Source organism: Kumtagia sp. (genome assembly GCF_059502445.1).
This window is the reverse complement of sequence record NZ_JCACER010000047.1, coordinates 25,341-42,683: the sequence shown is the minus strand read 5'-3', so window position 1 is coordinate 42,683 and position 17,343 is coordinate 25,341. Positions and strand designations below refer to the sequence as shown.

Genomic DNA, 17,343 nt, shown 5'->3' with positions numbered 1-17,343 from the left:
CGCAGTGAATGGTGAATGGTGAATGGTGAATGGTCATGGCTCCGGCCCGATATCGAGCGACCGCACGTACTGAACCAGCCGCTTTCCCAGTCGGGAACAGCGCTCGTTCACCCTGCTGACCTCCGAAGACTCCAACAAACTCACTCGCACACAGAGCGCGAGATGCGTTTCGAGTTCCTTCAGGGAGCCTTGGGCGATTCGCAGGAATTGAATGAAAGGGCGTCTTTGCCCGCGCCCCCACCCCTCCGCGATATTGGCCGGAATGGAGGCCGCGCAGCGACGCAGTTGTGACGCCATGCCGAACAGTTCGTCCCGCGGAAGCTGCTTCGTCAGACGATAAACGTCCTCCGCAATGTCCATCGCCTCCTGCCAGACGATCAGATCGCGGTAGTCGCGTATCGGCTCGGACTTCTTGTCCATTCACCATTCACTATTCACCATTCACTGCTTCGCCTTTTCATCGCCCGGCAGCACGTAGTCCGTGCCTTCCCAGGGCGAGAGGAAATCGAAGTTGCGGAATTCCTGCTTGAGCTCCACCGGCTCGTAGACCACGCGCTTGGCCTCGTCGTCGTAGCGCACCTCGACGAAGCCGGTCAGCGGAAAATCCTTGCGCAGCGGATGCCCCTCGAAGCCGTAGTCGGTGAGGATGCGGCGCAGGTCCGGGTGGCCGGAGAACAGGATGCCGTAGAGGTCGTAGGTCTCGCGCTCGAACCAGTCGGCACCGGGATAGACGGCGGTGGCGGAAGGGACCATCGTCTGCTCGTCGGCCTCCACCTTGATGCGCACGCGCAGGTTCTGGCGCGGCGACAGGAGATGGTAGACGACGTCGAAGCGCTTGGCCCGCGCCGGATAGTCGACGCCGGAAATATCGATGAACGACACGAACTGGCACTGCACGTCGTTTTTCAGAAACGTCAGCACGTCGACGATGTCGCTTGCCTCGACCGACAGCGTCAGCTCGCCATAGGCGACGACGGCGCCGCCCAGCCGCCGGCCAAGCTTCTCCGTGAGGTAGGCCGAGAGATCGTTGAGAGCTTCGCTCACTTGTGCGACTCCAGTTCGCGAACTCTTTCCCCGGCCAGCGCAGACCGGATATTCCGCTGACCCGTTTCCAGCCTGCTCAGCCGCTCGCCGGTTTCCTTTCGAAACGCTGCCAAGTCCGCCTGGATTTCGCGGAGCAGAGGCAAGACAAGATCCTTGGGCTCAGCCATGCCGTCACCGCTCGATCGTGCCGGTGCGGCGGATCTTCTTCTGCAGCAGCAAAATGCCGTAGAGCAGCGCTTCCGCCGTCGGCGGGCAGCCCGGCACGTAGATGTCGACCGGCACGATGCGGTCGCAGCCGCGCACCACCGAATAGGAATAGTGGTAGTAGCCGCCGCCATTGGCGCAGGAGCCCATAGAGATGACGTAGCGCGGCTCCGGCATCTGGTCGTAGACCTTGCGCAGCGCCGGCGCCATCTTGTTGGTCAGCGTGCCTGCCACGATCATGATGTCGGACTGGCGCGGGCTGGCGCGCGGCGCGACGCCGAAACGCTCGCTGTCGTAACGCGGCATCGAGGTGTGGATCATCTCGACCGCGCAGCAGGCGAGGCCGAAGGTCATGAACATCAGCGAGCCGCTGCGGGCCCAGTTGATCAGCGCCTCGGACGACGTGACCAGAAAACCCTTGTCCGACAATTCGTTGTTCAGGTCACCGAAGAACGGGTCGTCGGCGCCGACCGGCTTGCCAGTCCGCGGATCGAGAATGCCCCTCGGCTGCGGCGCGACGAGCGTGGTCGTGCTCAGTTCCATTCCAGCGCACCCTTCTTCCACTCATAGACGAAGCCGATCGTCAACACGGCCAAAAACACCATCATCGACCAGAAGCCGAACATGCCGATCTCGCCGAAGGACACTGCCCACGGGAACAGGAAGGCCACTTCGAGATCGAAGATGATGAACAGGATCGACACCAGATAGAAGCGGACATCGAACTTCATGCGTGCGTCGTCGAAGGAGTTGAAGCCGCACTCGTAGGCGGACAGCTTCTCCGGATCGGGGTTGCGATACGCCACCAGATAGGGTGCAACCACCAGCACCACAGGGATGACGATCGACACACCGAGGAAGATGATGACGGGAAGATATGAACCGAGTAGCCCGTCCATGCTCCGACCTTCCGTTGGCGATCCTGACTTCAAATCATAGCACGGAACGGGAGGCTGGGAGCGCGACAGTCTGACCCGCCGGCCACCTGCCCGAAACCTTGCTGCGATGCGGCAGAGCGTTAGCGCAGGCTCGGAAGCGACGCAAGCCGATCCTTGGCTAAAACATGGCGGACGTCCCGACAGTCCTTGTCAGGAGGTCCCCGCAAAGCGGGTGGACGGGTGCCGGGCGGGTCGGCCATATGGTTGCGGCAACAAACACCGACGAATGCTGGTGAATCGCGCATGAAGGATCGAATCTCGCTGCCCCTCGCCCGCCGCATCGCCATCGCGGCGCAGGGGCTCTCCGAGCCGCGGCCGGTTGGCCCAATCACCCGCCGCCATCTGGCAAGGGTGCTGGAACGCCTCGGCCTGCTGCAAATCGATTCCGTCAGCGCCGTGGTGCGCGCCCACTACATGCCGCTGTTCTCGCGGCTCGGAGCCTACCCGATGGCGCTGCTCGACGACGCGGCCGCACCGGGCCGCAAGCGCATGCTGTTCGAATACTGGGCGCACGAGGCGTCGCTGCTGCCGCTCGAGTCCTGGCCGCTGATGCGCTGGCGCATGGAGCGAGCGCGCGCCAATGACGACCGGGAAATCTACAAGGGCCTGGCCCGCTGGGCCGACGCCAACCGCCCGCTGATCGAGTTGATCTACCGGCGCGTCGCCGAGGAGGGCCCGATCGCCGCCTCCGACATAGACGGAGCGAAGGGCAAGGGCGGCTGGTGGGGCTGGAGCGACGAGAAGCACGCCTTCGAGTGGCTGTTCTGGGCCGGCAGGATAACCACGGCGGCCCGCCGCGGCTTCCAACGCCTGTACGACATCCCCGAGCGTGTGCTGCCGAAGGAGGTGCTCGCCTTGCCCGAGCCGGCGCCGGAGGACGCGCATCGCGAATTGCTGCGGCGCTCCGCGCGCGCCCTCGGCATTGCCACCGCGAGCGACCTGCGCGACTATTTTCGCCTGTCGCCGGCCGACATCAAGGGCCGTGTCGAGGAGCTGGTCGAGACGGGCGACCTCTTGCCGGTCGCCGTCGAGGGCTGGCGGAACCCGGCCTATCTCTTCGCCGGCGCGCGCATGCCGCGCAAGGTAGAGGCGCGCGCCCTGCTTGCCCCGTTCGATCCGCTGGTGTGGGAGCGCTCGCGGGCCGAGAGGCTGTTCGACTTCCACTATCGCATCGAGATCTACACGCCCGCCGAGAAGCGCCAGTACGGCTATTACGTCCTGCCCTTCCTGCTCGGCGACACCATCGTCGGCCGCGTCGACCTCAAGGCCGACCGGCCGGCCGGCGTGCTGCGTGTGATGGCCGCTTATTCGGAACCGGGAGCACCGTCGCACACGGGCGCCGAACTCGCGAAAGAGCTGGAGTTGATGCGCGACTGGCTGGGTCTGGAGCGCGTCGAGGTATTGCCCGCCGGCGACCTTGGACCGACACTTGCCGGTATTCTGCCAGCGGCGGCGTGAGCATCGCGCAACAGGTCTAAGAAGGCCGAGCTCGGCCAGTTCCCGCCGCAGCTTCGGCGGAATCTCCATCAGCTCCGGCCCGGCTGGCCGAGATCGGCCCGCGTCGGCCCCGGAAGGCGCGGCTGCCACTCGGTGCGCTCCACTTCGGATCGAAAACCAGCGGCCAACGCCTAAGAGGGCCCGTCTCACGTCGAGCCGACAGGAGAGCGACGCGGTCCGCGGGCACGCGGCACCGTGAGGCGCTCAGCACTCCACCACGTTGACGGCCAACCCGCCGAGACTGGTCTCCTTATAGCGCTCGTTCATGTCGAGGCCGGTCTGGCGCATGGTCTCGATCGCCGCGTCGAGCGGCACGAAATGCGTGCCGTCGCCCTTTATGGCGAGCGAGGCCGCCGTCACCGCCTTCACCGCACCCAGGGCGTTGCGTTCTATGCACGGCACTTGCACCAGCCCGGCCACGGGATCGCAGGTCATGCCGAGATGATGCTCCAGCGCGATCTCGGCGGCGTTCTCGATCTGCCGCGGGCTGCCGCCCATGACTGCCGCCAGCCCCGCCGCCGCCATCGCCGAGGCGGAGCCCACCTCGCCCTGGCAGCCGACCTCGGCGCCGGAGATCGAGGCGTTGGTCTTGATGATGCCGCCGATGGCAGCGGCGGTGAGCAGAAAGTCGCGGATGCCGTGGTGATCCGAATCGGGATGAAAATGCAGCCAGTAGCGCAGCACCGCCGGCAGCGTGCCGGCCGCGCCGTTGGTCGGCGCAGTCACCACGCGGCCGCCGGCGGCGTTCTCCTCGTTGACGGCCATGGCGTAGACGGACAGCCAGTCATTGGCGAGCAGCGGGTTCGGCCGGTTCTGTCGCCACTCCTCGTCGAGCTTCTGGTGCAGCATCTTGGCGCGGCGGCGCACTTTCAGGCCGCCCGGCATGATGCCCTCCTGACTAAGGCCCCGCTCGATACAGCCGCGCATGGCAGACCAAATGGCGTCCAGCCCTTCGTCGAGCTTTTCGCGTGAGGTCACCGTTTCCTCGTTGGCGCGCTTCATCTCGGCGATGGAGAGGCCGCTGGCATCGGCCATGGACAGCATTTCGGCCGCGTCGGCGAAGGGATATGGCACGTCCGGTCCGGCGGCCTTCGCCGTCCCGCCCTTCATGCGCTGCAACTCCTCCTCCGACACGACGAAGCCGCCGCCGATGGAATAGAAGACACGGCGCAGCACCAGATGGTCATCCGTGTCATAAGCGTAGAAAGTCATGCCGTTGGCGTGCCCGGGCAGCGCCGTTTTCCTGTCGAGCACCAGATCGACGGCCGGGTCGAAGCGATAGGAGGGATGGCCGGGCGGCGAAATGCGTTTCGCCGCCTTGATCGCCTCGATCTGCGCATCAGCCTTGTCGGGGTCGACCGTCGTCGGCGTCTCGCCCGCGAGCCCAAGAATGACCGCGCGATCGGACCCATGCCCTATCCCGGTATAGGCGAGAGAGCCGTGCAGGCTGGCGCCGAGGCGGCCGACCCTGGTGCCGGCCGGGCGCGGCCAGTCGCTGCCGGCGACCTCGTCGAGAAAGCGCCGCGCCGCCGTCATCGGCCCCATCGTGTGCGAGCTCGAAGGGCCGATCCCGATCTTGAACAGGTCGAACACGGACAGGAACAAGCGGCGCTCCCTGGCTGAGGGCGTACCGACGCCCTTTGGCTACATATCGGGCTTTTGCGGGGCTGGGACTAGGCTCAGGCCGAAATCCGCTTCTCCGCTCGCGACATGGCCGGCGCAAGAGCGCTTTTCGGCAAAGAAAAGGCGCGGTCGCCCGCGCCTTTGGAGAGTTCGTTTTCCGCCGCCGGTCAACCTGTCGCGAGAAGCGCGTTGCCACCGACCAGCCAAGCGAGAAGCACGATGCCTGCGAAGCCGATCACCGCCTTGGCGGTCAGGCCCCAGCAAGACTTCTGAATTCCGTCGTCCATGATATTCCTGTTGTTGCTGGTCCCGCCGACGCATCGTCTGGCGGGCCCCGATCAGCCGGCTCAATACGCCTTCGGCGCCACTTTCGCAACGGGAAAAACGGCGAAACCGTGGCAGGCGGGCGGGCCATTGTGTCTCAAGCGCTATGCATTTTAATAAAATCAGCGATTTACGGGCACCTCGCGGTAAACCATGCCTTTACTGGTGAGGCGGATTCGAGGCGTGTCCGGTCCGGAAGGCCATGCCGCTGGAAATCCCGGCGATGCCGCTCCCCTTCCGGCATCGGCCGCATTACGCTGGCGGCATGGCCGAATCGCTGCCTCTCACGCTCGGGGATCTCGTCGCCCTCGCCTTCTTCCTGGCGGTCTGGGTGGTGCACGGGCTGGCGGCCGGCGGCCACATAACCAGGCGCGTATCGCTCACCACCGCCATGAACGCGCAGCGGCTTGCCTGGATGCGCACCATGGGCCGGCGCGAGTTGCGCATGATCGACACCAGCATCATGGTCGGCCTGCAGCAGGGTACGGCCTTCTTCGCCTCCAGCGCGCTGATCGCCATCGGCGGCTGCTTCGCCCTGCTCAACGCCTCGGATCATGTGCTGATGATCGTCGCCGACGTGCCGCTGGCGGCGCAGCCGTCGCGCCAGGCCTTCGAATTCAAGGTGCTGGGCCTGATCGCCATCCTCGCCCACGCCTTCTTCAAGTTCGGCTGGTCTTACCGGCTGTTCAACTACTGCTCGATCCTGGTCGGCGCCGTGCCCATGCACAAGGACGCCGCGCACGATCCGGCCGAGTTGGAGGCAGGCATAGAGCGCGCCGCGCGCATGAACATGCTGGCCGGCGCGCATTTCAACGCCGGGCTGCGCGCCATCTTCTTTTCGATCGCCTATCTCGGCTGGTTCATCAATCCGGCGGCCCTGGCGCTGACCACCTGCCTGCTGTTCGCCGTGCTCCTGCACCGGCAGTTCTTCTCGGAAGCGCGGCGGGTGGCGTTGGGGGAAGGCACAGTAGGGCAGTAGGGCAGTAGGGCAGTAGGAGGGGAACGCGACCTTGCCGTACAGTCAATGCGTCGCGTTACAGCTTTCCATTTTACATGAGTTTCGGGGCGGCTGAGTACGGTCGCCCTACTGCCCTACTTGCCTCGCTTCAGGAAACGGCGAATCGATGCGCCCCGACAGCCAATAAGCGAGAAGCCCGATCCATTCGCGGATGCCAAGCGTGGTGGCCTGAACCGAATCGATGGCATTGTCGGCGAAGAACAGGCTTTCGCGGCCGCTGGTGCGGTAGTCGACCGGCCAGGGCAGTACGGCGAAGCCGGCTTTTTCGAACAGCGCCATCGAGCGCGGCATGTGGAAGGCCGAGGTCACCAACAGCCAGGTCTCGCCTGGAGCCGGTGAAACCAGGCGCTTGGTGAAGACCGCGTTCTCATAGGTGTTGCGCGATTCATTCTCCAGCACCAGCCGGGCGGGATCGACGCCGAGCGCCGTCAGCAGCCGCGGCGCGGTGGCGCCATCGCCCTCGCCTTCGAGCACGAGCGTGCCGGCACCGCCGGTCACCACGATCCGTGCCTTGGGATAGCCTCGCGCCAGGATGGCCGTCTCGACGTAGCGGTCGCCGCCGGCATTGAGCTCGTAGCCGCCGCGCACAAGATTGATCGCCCCTTCCAGCCCGCCGCCGAGCACGACGATGCCGTCAACCTTTTCTGGCACCGGGTTCGGGCGCTGGAAGCGTTCCTCTAGCGGATTGAGTAAGGTCTGGCCAAATGAGGTCCAGGTGGCTAGTGCGAGAACTACGAACGCACCGGCCATGCCCGCCGTCATCAGCCGCCTGCGGTCGAGGACGCCGCAAAGCAGCCCTGCCGCCAGCAGAAAGATAACGAGATTAAGAGGTTGGACGAAGAACCACAAGATTTTGGAGAGATAGAAGAACATAGCTAGCTCACCAGCTAGCGATAAATCGGAATTATGGTCTGAGTATCTTTAGAAAACACAGAATCTCGGAAATATGTTGGCCCATTTGCATAAAAACGACCAGCATATCCTGCCTTTAACAAGGCAAGAGCGTCATCCAAAGTGCTTGGTAAATTTGCCAGTCGGTACTTTGCATTCTTGGTCGGCGCCCCAGCCTCATAGAAATCAAAGACGCCGTTGCGGCCTGGCTTGAGCTCATAGACGTGCTCCACGGAATGATTTCGTGGAACTGCCTTCACTATGACATTAATCAGCTTGCTCACTACCACCATTTCTCCGGCTGGAACCGCCCGGCCGCCTGCTCGATGACATGGGCGGTCTGGAACAGCGTCTCCTCGTCGAACGGCTTGCCGATGAGCTGGAGACCGAGCGGCAGGCCGCGCGCGTCGAGCCCGGCGGGAACGGCGATGCCGGGCAGGCCGGCCATGTTCACGGTGACCGTGAAAATGTCATTGAGGTACATCTTCACCGGGTCGGAGGCCATGTCCTCGTCGGCGATGCCAAAGGCCGCGGACGGGGTCGCCGGTGTCAGGATGATGTCGACGCCGGCGTCGAACACCGCCTCGAAGTCGCGCTTGATCAGCGTGCGCACCTTCTGCGCCTGCAGGTAATAGGCGTCGTAATATCCGGCAGACAGCACATAGGTGCCGATCATGACGCGGCGCTTGACCTCGCGGCCGAAACCGGCGGCGCGCGTCTTCTCGTACATGTCGACGATGTCCTTGCCCGGCACGCGCAACCCGTAACGCACGCCGTCGTAGCGGGCGAGGTTGGACGAGGCTTCCGCCGGGGCGACGATATAGTAGGCCGGCAGCGCGTATTTCGTGTGCGGCAGCGAGATGTCGACGATTGTCGCGCCGGCGTCCTTCAGCCACGCGATGCCGTTCTGCCACAGCGCCTCGATCTCCTCGGGCATGCCGTCGACACGGTATTCCTTCGGAATGCCGACCCTCATGCCCTTGACCGGGCGACCGATGGCCGCCTCGTAATCGGGCACGGGCATGTCGACGGAGGTCGTATCCTTGGCATCGACGGAGGCCATCGACTTCAACAGGATCGCCGCGTCGCGCACGTCGCGGGCGATCGGGCCGGCCTGGTCGAGCGACGAGGCGAAGGCGACCACGCCCCAGCGCGACACGCGGCCATAAGTCGGCTTGATGCCGACAGTGCCGGTGAAGGCGGCCGGCTGACGGATCGAGCCGCCGGTGTCGGTCGCGGTCGCTCCGGCGCACAGGAAGGCCGCAACCGCCGCTGCCGAGCCGCCCGAGGAGCCGCCCGGCACCAGCCGCGCATTGTCCAGCGCGCGCGCTTCCCGCACCCCGCCGCCGGCCGGGACGAACCCACCTTCGTCCAGATGGATCGTCGGCGTCACGCTCTGCTCGAGGCGCTGGCGCCGCCACGGATTGACGACCGGGCCGTAATGCGAGGTCTCGTTGGAGGAGCCCATGGCGAACTCGTCCATGTTGAGCTTGCCCAGCATGACGGCGCCGTCGGCCCAAAGGTTGGATGTGACGGTCGATTCATAGCGCGGCTTGAACCCATCGAGGATGTGGCTGCAAGCCTGCGTGTGCACGCCCTCGGTCGAAAACAGATCCTTGATGCCGAGCGGAATGCCCTCCAGCGCGCCACCCTCGCCCTTCGCCATCTTCGCGTCGGAGGCTTTCGCCATGTCGCGGGCCTTGTCGTGAGTCACCGCGACATAGGCGTTGAGGGTGGCATTCGCTGCGTCGATCGCATCGAGATAGGCGTCGGTCAGCTCGGCCGAGGTGATCTCCTTGCCGCGCAGTTTGTCGCGGGCGTCCGCGATCGTCAGTCTGGTCAGGTCGGTCATGGTCGTCGCGCTCAGTTGGCCAGGGTCTTCTCGTAGAAGACCGAATAGGAAGAAGCGGGGTAGTCGAGCACCGGCCCGCGGCGGGTGAAGCCGGCCCGCTCGTAGACGGACCAGGCAACCGGGTGGCGGTCGCCGGTTTCCAGCACCAGCCGCGTCAGCCCTTCGTCACGCGCCAGGCGCTCGATGCGCGACACGATGCCGGTGCCGACGCGACGGCCGCGGAAGGCCGGGCGGGTGTACATGCGCTTCACCTCGCCGATTCCATCCGCATGGCGCTTCAGCGCGCCGCAGGCGACCGCCTGGCCGTCTTCGCGCGCGATGAACACGGTCGTGTCCGGTTCCGCCATCTGCTCGGCGGTCATGTGGTAGCAGTGTTCCGGCGGCGTCAGCTCCAGCAGCGCGGCATTGAGCTCGGCGATCAGCGCCCTCACCTCGTCCTGCAGCGGGCTTTCGACGGCGATCTCGACGGCCGTCGTCATTCCACGACCTTCGGCACGAGGAAGAAGTTCTCGGCCGTGGCCGGCGCATTGGCGACGATGTCGGCGGCCTTGCCGCCGTCGGTGACGACATCCCGCCGCTTCTTCATCGCCATCGGCGTCACCGAGGTCATCGGCTCCACACCCGTCACATCCACCTCGTTGAGCTGCTCGACGAAGCCGAGGATGGCATTGAGCTCGCCGGTCATGCGCTCGGCATCCTCGTCGGTGACGGCGATGCGGGCAAGGCGCGCGACGCGCTTCACGGTGGTGGTATCCACGGACATGTTGAAACTCCGGCAGACCGGCAAGGCGTTTCTGCGGCTATACCGGCAGGGCGCCGTGGGTGCAACAGCCACCGGCGCTTCGCGCGGGTTTCGGGGCCCGCGCATGGCGCCGGCCATGGCGAGGCGCTGCGAGAGCCGCCCGAGCAGCTACGCCATGAACAAGTCAGGCCGCCGCCTTCTTCGCCAGTTCCTCGAGCTTCAGCACCGAGTTCCAGTTGCGGGCGGTGTTCTCGACGCCGATGAGCCTGTCGAACTTTTCCGCCATCCTGGAGACGCCGAAGCCGCCCGGCGTGTGGATATAGGCAACCTTGCCGACGACCGCGATGCGCTCGCCGTCCCTGGCAAGGGCACGAATCGCCTCGACATTCTTCTCGTCCGGCTCCTCGGCCAGCACGGCGGCGTGCAGGAATTTCGGCACCGAGACCGCATCCGGAAACGGATTTTTGGCGATCAGCTCCGACCATTCCTGCAGGGTCGGCGCATGGATCGCCTTGGTGAAGCCGAACTTTTCGCGGCAGATCTCAGCAACCTTGGCAACGGTTTTGTCGCGCGACAGGCTGGTCCGCACGATCGCGTTGCCGCTGTTGATGTAGGTCGCGACATTCTCGAAACCCGCCGCGCTGAGGGCTTCGCGCAGCGGCGCGGTCGGCAGTTGCGTCGCGCCGCCGACGCCACGGAACAAGAGGATGTAGACGGTCACGGCACCAAGTCTCCGTTCGGAAAAGCCGAAGCACCCATCATAGCTGATTGCTGACCTCGACGAGATTGCCGTCCGGATCGTTGAAATAGACCGACAGGATCGGCCCGACCGCACCATGCCGCTCGGCCGGCCCTTCCAGTATCATGACGCCCTCCCGCTCCAGATGGGCCACAAATTCGCCTATCGGCATGTCCGTGAGCAGGCAAAAATTGCCGCTTCCCGGCACCGTCACAGCGGCAATCGCCGGCGACGTGCCCGCGTCCTGCAGGCTGATCTTGTTCGAACCGAAATGCAGCGACCATTTTCCCGGCCGCTCCTGGCGCGCCTCCATTCCGAGTACCCGTCGATAGAAGGCAATCGTGGCCGCCACGTCCGTCACGCAAAGCACGACGTGATCGAGCGATCGCATCCTGACCTTGCCGCTCATATGATGAACCCCGCCAGCGTCTCGTTGTCGGTGATGTCCTGATAGGCCCAGCCGGCTTCGTGGAACCGTTTCGCTAGAACGCCGAAGTTCCTGGAATCCTTCGTTTCCAGGCCGATGAGCACGGACCCGAAATTACGCGCCGACTTCTTAAGATACTCGAAGCGCACGATATCGTCGTCGGGGCCGAGCAGCGCGAGAAAATCGCGCAGCGCGCCAGGCCGCTGCGGGAAGCGGAACACGAAATACTTCTTCAGCCCTTCGAAGCGCAGCGCCCGCTCCTTGACGTCGGGCAGCCGTTCGAAGTCGAAATTACCGCCGGAGACGACCAACACGATGGTCTTGTCCTTGAGCTCGCGCCTGGAAAAATCCTTGAGCGCGTCGATGGCGAGCGCGCCGGCCGGCTCCAGCACCACGCCCTCGACGTTGAGCATCTCGATCATCGTGGCGCAGAGCCGGTTCTCCGGGATCAGCCGCACCGCATCCTCCGGAAAGTCCTTCAGATGCCGCAAGGGCTCGCGGCCGATCTCGGCCACCGCCGCGCCGTCGACGAAGTTGTCGACCTTTGCAAGCTTCACGCGCTTGCCGGTGCGCAGCGTCTCCTTGAAGCTCGGAGCGCCGGCCGGCTCGCAGAAGACGAAACGCGGCGTCTGCCCCAGGCCGGTCAGGTAGCGGGTTACGCCGGCGGCCAGCCCGCCGCCGCCGACCGGCAGCACCACCATGTCGGGTGCCTCCGGCATCTGCGCCGCGATCTCCAGCGCGACCGTCGCCTGGCCCTCGACGATGTCCCTGTGGTCGAAAGGCGGCACCATGTGGCCGCCGGCCTCGTCCGCGAAGGCGAGCGCCGCCCTCAGGCAATCGTCGAAGAAGTCGCCGATCAGCCTTATCTCGACGAAGCCGCCGCCAAAATGTCTCGTCTTGTCGATCTTCTGCTGCGGCGTGGTGGTCGGCATGAAGACGACGCCGTGCTTGCCGAAATGGCGGCAGACGAAGGCAAAACCCTGCGCATGATTGCCGGCCGAGGCGCAGACGAACAGCTCGGCGCTGCTGCCGGCCTCCAGCGCCTTGCGGAAGAAGTTGAAGGCACCGCGGATCTTGTAGGAGCGCACCGGCGACAGATCCTCGCGCTTCAGGAAGATGCGTGCGCCGGTCTTGTGCGACAGGTAGACGTTCTCCTGCAGCGGCGTCTCCGGGAAAAGGTCGCGCAGCGCGATAGCCGCCGCTGCGACGCCTTCGGCAAAGTCGGTCATTGCATCGTTCCGCCCAAGCTCATTTCCTTTGGAGTGCTGCTCGGCGCTATTGCATATTCGCTTTGTCGAAGCCACTGTCCGCCCCTGCAAGGCGGCGGGTATGCCGTCCGATCGCGAGTGGGGTCCGCTTTTCCGTGAACAGATCTGCCGTCCGCGCAGCCGTCCACGTCGCAGCGGTTTTCGCGATCTACCTGTCGGTCGCCATGCTGCTGCCGGCGCTTGTCGACCTCTACTACGGCAATGACGACTGGCAGGCCTTCGCCTTCTCGGCACTGTTCCTGGGCGGGCTGGCGCTGGCCGTGGCGCTCGCCACACAGGGCCGCGCGCCGCAGGTGAACACGCGCTTCGGCTTTCTTTTGGTCAACCTGCTGTGGCTGACCATGGCCGTCGCCGGCGCAGTGCCCTTCATGGCCTCCTCGCTCGAACTGAGCTTCACGGACGCCTTCTTCGAGTCGGTCTCGGGGGTGACTACCACCGGCGGCACCGTGATCAACGGGCTCGACCAGGCACCGCCAGGCCTGCTTCTGTGGCGCTCGCTGCTCTCCTTCATGGGCGGTCTCGGGGTGATCGTGCTCGGCCTGTTCCTGCTGCCGTTTCTCAACATCGGCGGCGTCTCCTATTTCAAGATCGAATCCTCCGACATTGAGGATCGCCCGTTCGAGCGCTTCCAGACCTTCACCATCAGCCTGATCGGCATCTACGGTACGCTGGTGACCGCCTGTGCGATCTCCTACGCGGCAGGCGGCATGGAGCCCTTCCACGCGGTCAACCACGCCATGTCGACGGTGGCGACCGGCGGCTTCTCCACGCACGACACATCCTTCCTGCGCTATGCCGACATGCCGGCGATCCTGTGGACCGGCAGCATCTTCATGTTCATCGGGGCCCTGCCCTTCTCGATCATGATCCTGTTCGCCGTGCGCGGCCGGTTGGACGCCTTGCGCGACCCGCAGATCCGCGTGTTCGCCGGCTACTGCATCGTCTTCTCGCTGGCGATCGCCATCTACCTGCGGGTCAGACTCGACATGCCGTTCTTCGACGCGCTCACCCATTCGACCTTCAACCTGGTGTCGATCATCACCACGGCGGGCTTCGCCAGCGACGACTACACGCTGTGGGGACCGTTTGCCGTCGCCTGCATCTTCGTCGCCACCTTCCTCGGCGGCTGCTCGGGGTCGACCACCGGCGGCATCAAGGCCTACCGCTTCCTCATCCTGTTCGAGCTCATGGCCAACGGCATCCAGCGCCTGATCTATCCGCACACGGTGCTGCCGGTGCGCTACGGCGACCGCTCGGTCGACCCCGACATGCAGCGCACGGTGATCCTGTTCATCGCCTCCTTCTTCGTCATCTGGGCGATCGGCACGATCCTGCTCGGTGCGACCGGGCTCGACTTCATCACCGCCACGACGGGGGCGCTGACGGCGCTGACCAATGTCGGCCCCGGGCTGGGACCGATCATCGGCCCGGTCGGCAACTTCTCCTCGCTGCCGGACACGTCGAAATGGATCCTGTCCTTCCTGATGCTGCTCGGGCGCCTGGAGATCCTTGCCGTGCTGGTGCTGTTCTCGCCGGCCTTCTGGATTCGCTGATCGGCAATGCGCGGCATGCGCGGCGCGCGGCTGGACCGCGGCTTCCCGGCGGGATACAGAAGTCTGGAGAGGGCAGAGCGTAGGGTCGATGCCGAGGGACATGTTCGGGGGACGTCTGGCGAGACTGGCGGTGATCGCCTGCGCGCTCGCCCTTGCCGGCTGCGCCGGACAGCAGACGCGCGACCTGCTGGCGCAGAAGGTTGTCGCGGCTCCGGCAGGCGCCATCGCCGGGCGGCACGAGATTTTCGTCGCCACCACCCGGCACAAATCCGACAAAGCCGCCGAGGTGTTCGACGGGCGGCGCTCGCCCGACACCAGCTACGCCAAGGTCGACATCACCGTTCCGGCCATCCACAAGACCGGCGCGATCGAGCGCCGCAAGGCGCGCCAGCCGGCCGATCCGGCCAAGTTCTTCGTCGCCGAGGCCGTCACCGCCTATGGCGGGGAGGACGCGTTCGGCGCAGCGCTGCGCAAGGACATCGCCAGCCACGAGGGCCGCGCCCTGGTGTTCATCCACGGCTACAACACCGCCTTCGACGGCGCCGTCTACCGGATGACGCAGATCGTGCACGACGCCGGCTACAAGGGAACGCCGGTGCTGTTCACCTGGGCGTCAGGCGGCAGCACGGTCGATTATGTCTACGACAGCAACAGCGCCAGCGCCGCCCGCGACGCGCTCGAGGCGACGCTGCGGCTGGTCGCCAAGTCCGGCGCCAAGCGTGTCGACATCATCGCCCATTCGATGGGCAATTGGGTGACGGTGGAGGCGTTGCGGCAACTGGCCATCTCCGGCGACCGCACGCTCGGCGGCAAGCTCGGCGACGTGGTGCTGGCCTCGCCCGACATCGACGTCGACGTGTTCAAGGCGCAGATGGCCCGCTACGGCGTGCCGGAAAAGCCGTTCATCCTGTTCCTGTCGAGCGACGACCGGGCCTTGCAGATTTCCAGCCTGATCGCGGGCAGACGGCCGCGTCTCGGCGACTACAGCAATGCCGAGGAGATCGCCAAGCTGGGCGTCGTCGCCGTCGACCTGTCGAAGGTTCAGACCGAAGACAGGCTGAACCACACGAAATTCGCCGAGAACCCGGTGCTCATCAAGATTCTCGGCGAGAGGCTGGCGCAGAACGGCCGACTGGCCACGAACGAGGAAGAGGCCAACGAGCGCGTCGCATCGCTGACGCGCGGCATCACCGGCACGCTCACCTCGGCAGCGGAGGTCGTGATCACCACGCCGATCAACGTGCTGCGGATCGCGGTCGGGCAGTAGCGCGCAACACGCTCAGACGAACAGGTCGACCTTCTGGAACGTCGTCACGTCGACCAGCCCGACATCGGAGATGCGCAGCTCCGGGATGACCACCAGCGCCAGCAGCGAATGCTGCATGTAGGCGTTGTTCAAGCTGCAGCCCATGTCGCGCATCGCCTTGGTCAGGCGATCGGCCTTTTCGGCGACGATCTCGGCGCGCTCGTCCGACATCAGCCCGGCGATCGGCATCTCGACCAGCGCCAGCTCCCGGCCCTCGGCGATCAGCACCACGCCGCCGCCTATCTCGCCGAGCCGGTTGGCGGCTTTCGCCATGTCGGCCTTGTTGGTGCCGACGACGATCATGTGGTGGCTGTCATGCGCCACGGTCGAGGCGATCGCGCAGTCCTTCACATAGCCGAAGCCGGAGACGAAGGCGTTGGTGACGGCGCCGGTGCCGCGATGGCGCTCGACCAGTGCGATCTGGCAGACGTCGTTGGGCCGGTCCATCGCCACCAGCCCGTTCTCGACGGCAAGATCGGCCTGCAGGGCGCGGGTCGGCGCCTGGTTCTCGATGACGCCGATGACGCGTACCCGCACCTCGTTGGCGCCCACCGGCGCGGCGATGTCGAAATCCCCCGCCTTGAGCTTTCGGCCGAGCCGCACGGTGTTCCTGGATTTGCGGGGATAGTCGTAGGCCGGGATGTCCACGGTGAGCCTGCCGCCCTTGGCGAGCTTGACGCCACGTCCATAGACCTCGTCGATCTTCAGCGTCGGCAGGTCGGAGACGATCAGAAAATCGGCCAGCCGCCCCGGCGCGATCGAGCCGAGCTCGCGACCGAGGCGAAAATGCTCGGCGGTGTTGACGGTCGCCATCTGGATGGCGGTGACCGGCTTCAGCCCCTGGGCGATCGCATGGCGCACGACGCGGTCCATGTGACCCTCATGCACCAGCGTACCGGAATGGCTGTCGTCGGTGCACAGGATGAAGTTGCGCGGGTCGAGCCCCTGCTCCGTCACCGCCTTGATCTGGCTGGCCACGTCGTACCAGGCCGAGCCCAGCCGCAGCATCGCCTTCATGCCCTGGCGAACCCGAGCGATGGCGTCCTCGGCGCGCGTGCCCTCGTGGTCGTCCTCCGGCCCGCCCGCGACATAGCCGTGGAAGGCCGTGCCGAGATCGGGCGAGGCATAGTGGCCGCCGACGGTCTTGCCGGCGCGCACGGTGGCGGCAATCTCGCCGGTCATCACCGCATTGTTGGCGATGACGCCGGGAAAGTTCATGACTTCGCCCAGCCCGATGATGTTCGGCCAGGTCATCGCCTCGGCGACATCGGCGACGGTGAGCGTGGCGCCGGCATTTTCGAGGCCGGGCGCCGACGGCACGCAGCTCGGCATCTGCACATGCACGTTGATCGGCATGGCCATCGCCTCGTCATGCATCAGCCGCACGCCGTCGAGCCCGAGCACGTTGGCGATCTCGTGGGGGTCTACGAACATGGAGGTTGTGCCGTGCGGGATAACGGCGCGAGCGAACTCGGTCACCGTCACCATGCCGCTCTCGACATGCATGTGCGCATCGCAGAGGCCCGGCACGAGATAGCGGCCGGCGGCGTCCACCACCTTTGTGCCCTCGCCGATGGCGTGGGCGGCATTCGGCCCGCAATAGGCGAAGCGGCCGCCGGCGATGGCGAGGTCGGTGCCCGCGATGATCTCGCCGGAATGCACGTTGACCCAGCGGCCGTTGCGCACCACCAGGTCAGCCGGCCTGCGGCCGGTGGCGACATCGACCAGCAGCGGAGCCATCTCCGCCCAGGATTTCGGTTTCGGGAAACCCGGCTTCTTCGCCATGGACGACTCCTGTTTGCGCGAGACTGTGCCAAGGCGCACGCGATTTGGCCAGCGCCATGCAGATCAAGCGCCGGGACCGTTTTACTCGGCCTACCCCGATACGCCCGAAATTGGCGCAGGAAGTCCGCGACA

At 65.5% G+C, this 17,343-nt stretch carries 19 protein-coding genes; 4 read left to right on the top strand and 15 right to left on the bottom strand.

The genetic code is table 11. The features are described from left to right. Positions 1 to 33 precede the first annotated feature (33 nt). The 5 genes from AC5JDC_RS15575 to AC5JDC_RS15555 are packed head-to-tail and all read right to left on the bottom strand — an operon-like array spanning position 34 to position 2,147. Positions 34 to 420 (bottom strand): four helix bundle protein, encoded by a 387-nt coding sequence (locus tag AC5JDC_RS15575; protein ID WP_106771207.1) that lies wholly within the window; start codon positions 418 to 420, stop codon positions 34 to 36. Positions 421 to 441: 21 nt separating this feature from the next. Beyond that, positions 442 to 1,044: an NADH-quinone oxidoreductase subunit C gene (locus AC5JDC_RS15570; RefSeq protein WP_106771208.1), complete on the bottom strand. Its 603-nt coding sequence runs from the start codon at positions 1,042 to 1,044 to the stop codon at positions 442 to 444. Then, entirely contained in the window at positions 1,041 to 1,211 is a 171-nt protein-coding gene (locus AC5JDC_RS15565) for a hypothetical protein (protein ID WP_495842473.1), read from the bottom strand. The genes AC5JDC_RS15570 and AC5JDC_RS15565 overlap by 4 nt, the downstream gene beginning before the upstream one ends. A gap of 4 nt (positions 1,212 to 1,215) precedes the next feature. Next, positions 1,216 to 1,791 (bottom strand): NuoB/complex I 20 kDa subunit family protein, encoded by a 576-nt coding sequence (locus AC5JDC_RS15560; RefSeq protein ID WP_106771209.1) that lies wholly within the window; start codon positions 1,789 to 1,791, stop codon positions 1,216 to 1,218. Then, positions 1,782 to 2,147 (bottom strand): NADH-quinone oxidoreductase subunit A, encoded by a 366-nt coding sequence (locus tag AC5JDC_RS15555; protein ID WP_106771210.1) that lies wholly within the window; start codon positions 2,145 to 2,147, stop codon positions 1,782 to 1,784. The genes AC5JDC_RS15560 and AC5JDC_RS15555 overlap by 10 nt, the downstream gene beginning before the upstream one ends. Before the next feature lie 282 nt (positions 2,148 to 2,429). Between AC5JDC_RS15555 and AC5JDC_RS15550 the strand changes: the two genes are divergently transcribed. Further along, positions 2,430 to 3,644 (top strand): winged helix-turn-helix domain-containing protein, encoded by a 1,215-nt coding sequence (locus AC5JDC_RS15550; protein WP_495842470.1) that lies wholly within the window; start codon positions 2,430 to 2,432, stop codon positions 3,642 to 3,644. A gap of 243 nt (positions 3,645 to 3,887) precedes the next feature. Here the strand turns inward: AC5JDC_RS15550 and AC5JDC_RS15545 are convergent, their stop codons facing one another. Further along, on the bottom strand, positions 3,888 to 5,288 hold the full coding sequence (locus tag AC5JDC_RS15545) for an L-serine ammonia-lyase (protein WP_106771212.1): 1,401 nt from the start codon (positions 5,286 to 5,288) through the stop codon (positions 3,888 to 3,890). 607 nt (positions 5,289 to 5,895) lie between these two features. Between AC5JDC_RS15545 and AC5JDC_RS15540 the strand changes: the two genes are divergently transcribed. Continuing rightward, positions 5,896 to 6,609: a DUF599 domain-containing protein gene (locus AC5JDC_RS15540; protein WP_495842500.1), complete on the top strand. Its 714-nt coding sequence runs from the start codon at positions 5,896 to 5,898 to the stop codon at positions 6,607 to 6,609. A gap of 105 nt (positions 6,610 to 6,714) precedes the next feature. Here AC5JDC_RS15540 and AC5JDC_RS15535 read toward each other — a convergent pair whose 3' ends face one another. The 8 genes from AC5JDC_RS15535 to ilvA form a co-directional block, all read right to left on the bottom strand. Continuing rightward, complete coding sequence (locus AC5JDC_RS15535; RefSeq protein ID WP_495842468.1) at positions 6,715 to 7,521, bottom strand: YdcF family protein; 807 nt, start codon at positions 7,519 to 7,521, stop codon at positions 6,715 to 6,717. Positions 7,522 to 7,535: 14 nt separating this feature from the next. Beyond that, positions 7,536 to 7,823 carry a hypothetical protein gene (locus tag AC5JDC_RS15530; protein WP_495842466.1) on the bottom strand — a complete coding sequence of 96 codons (288 nt, stop codon included), beginning with the start codon at positions 7,821 to 7,823 and terminating at the stop codon, positions 7,536 to 7,538. Next, positions 7,823 to 9,391, bottom strand: coding sequence for an amidase (locus tag AC5JDC_RS15525; RefSeq protein WP_495842464.1), 1,569 nt, complete (start codon positions 9,389 to 9,391; stop codon positions 7,823 to 7,825). Before AC5JDC_RS15525 ends, AC5JDC_RS15530 begins: the two co-directional genes overlap by 1 nt. Before the next feature lie 11 nt (positions 9,392 to 9,402). Next, positions 9,403 to 9,870, bottom strand: a complete 468-nt coding sequence (locus AC5JDC_RS15520; protein WP_495842462.1) for a GNAT family N-acetyltransferase — start codon at positions 9,868 to 9,870, stop codon at positions 9,403 to 9,405. Further along, complete coding sequence (gatC, locus tag AC5JDC_RS15515) at positions 9,867 to 10,154, bottom strand: Asp-tRNA(Asn)/Glu-tRNA(Gln) amidotransferase subunit GatC (RefSeq protein ID WP_495842460.1); 288 nt, start codon at positions 10,152 to 10,154, stop codon at positions 9,867 to 9,869. The genes AC5JDC_RS15520 and gatC overlap by 4 nt, the downstream gene beginning before the upstream one ends. Before the next feature lie 163 nt (positions 10,155 to 10,317). After that, a complete protein-coding gene (locus AC5JDC_RS15510; RefSeq protein WP_495842458.1) occupies positions 10,318 to 10,854 on the bottom strand; it encodes a DUF1697 domain-containing protein in 537 nt (178 codons plus the stop codon). Positions 10,855 to 10,891: 37 nt separating this feature from the next. Beyond that, positions 10,892 to 11,281 (bottom strand): VOC family protein, encoded by a 390-nt coding sequence (locus tag AC5JDC_RS15505; protein ID WP_495842456.1) that lies wholly within the window; start codon positions 11,279 to 11,281, stop codon positions 10,892 to 10,894. Next, positions 11,278 to 12,528 (bottom strand): threonine ammonia-lyase IlvA, encoded by a 1,251-nt coding sequence (ilvA, locus tag AC5JDC_RS15500; RefSeq protein WP_495842453.1) that lies wholly within the window; start codon positions 12,526 to 12,528, stop codon positions 11,278 to 11,280. Before ilvA ends, AC5JDC_RS15505 begins: the two co-directional genes overlap by 4 nt. A 134-nt stretch (positions 12,529 to 12,662) precedes the next feature. Between ilvA and AC5JDC_RS15495 the strand changes: the two genes are divergently transcribed. Both AC5JDC_RS15495 and AC5JDC_RS15490 read left to right on the top strand, forming a co-directional pair. Continuing rightward, positions 12,663 to 14,120: a TrkH family potassium uptake protein gene (locus AC5JDC_RS15495; protein ID WP_495842451.1), complete on the top strand. Its 1,458-nt coding sequence runs from the start codon at positions 12,663 to 12,665 to the stop codon at positions 14,118 to 14,120. 100 nt (positions 14,121 to 14,220) lie between these two features. Further along, entirely contained in the window at positions 14,221 to 15,387 is a 1,167-nt protein-coding gene (locus AC5JDC_RS15490; RefSeq protein WP_495842449.1) for an alpha/beta hydrolase, read from the top strand. 12 nt (positions 15,388 to 15,399) lie between these two features. On the opposite strand, the gene ade is transcribed toward AC5JDC_RS15490, so the two are convergent. Continuing rightward, positions 15,400 to 17,211 (bottom strand): adenine deaminase, encoded by a 1,812-nt coding sequence (gene ade, locus AC5JDC_RS15485; RefSeq protein ID WP_495842447.1) that lies wholly within the window; start codon positions 17,209 to 17,211, stop codon positions 15,400 to 15,402. Positions 17,212 to 17,343: the final 132 nt, after the last annotated feature.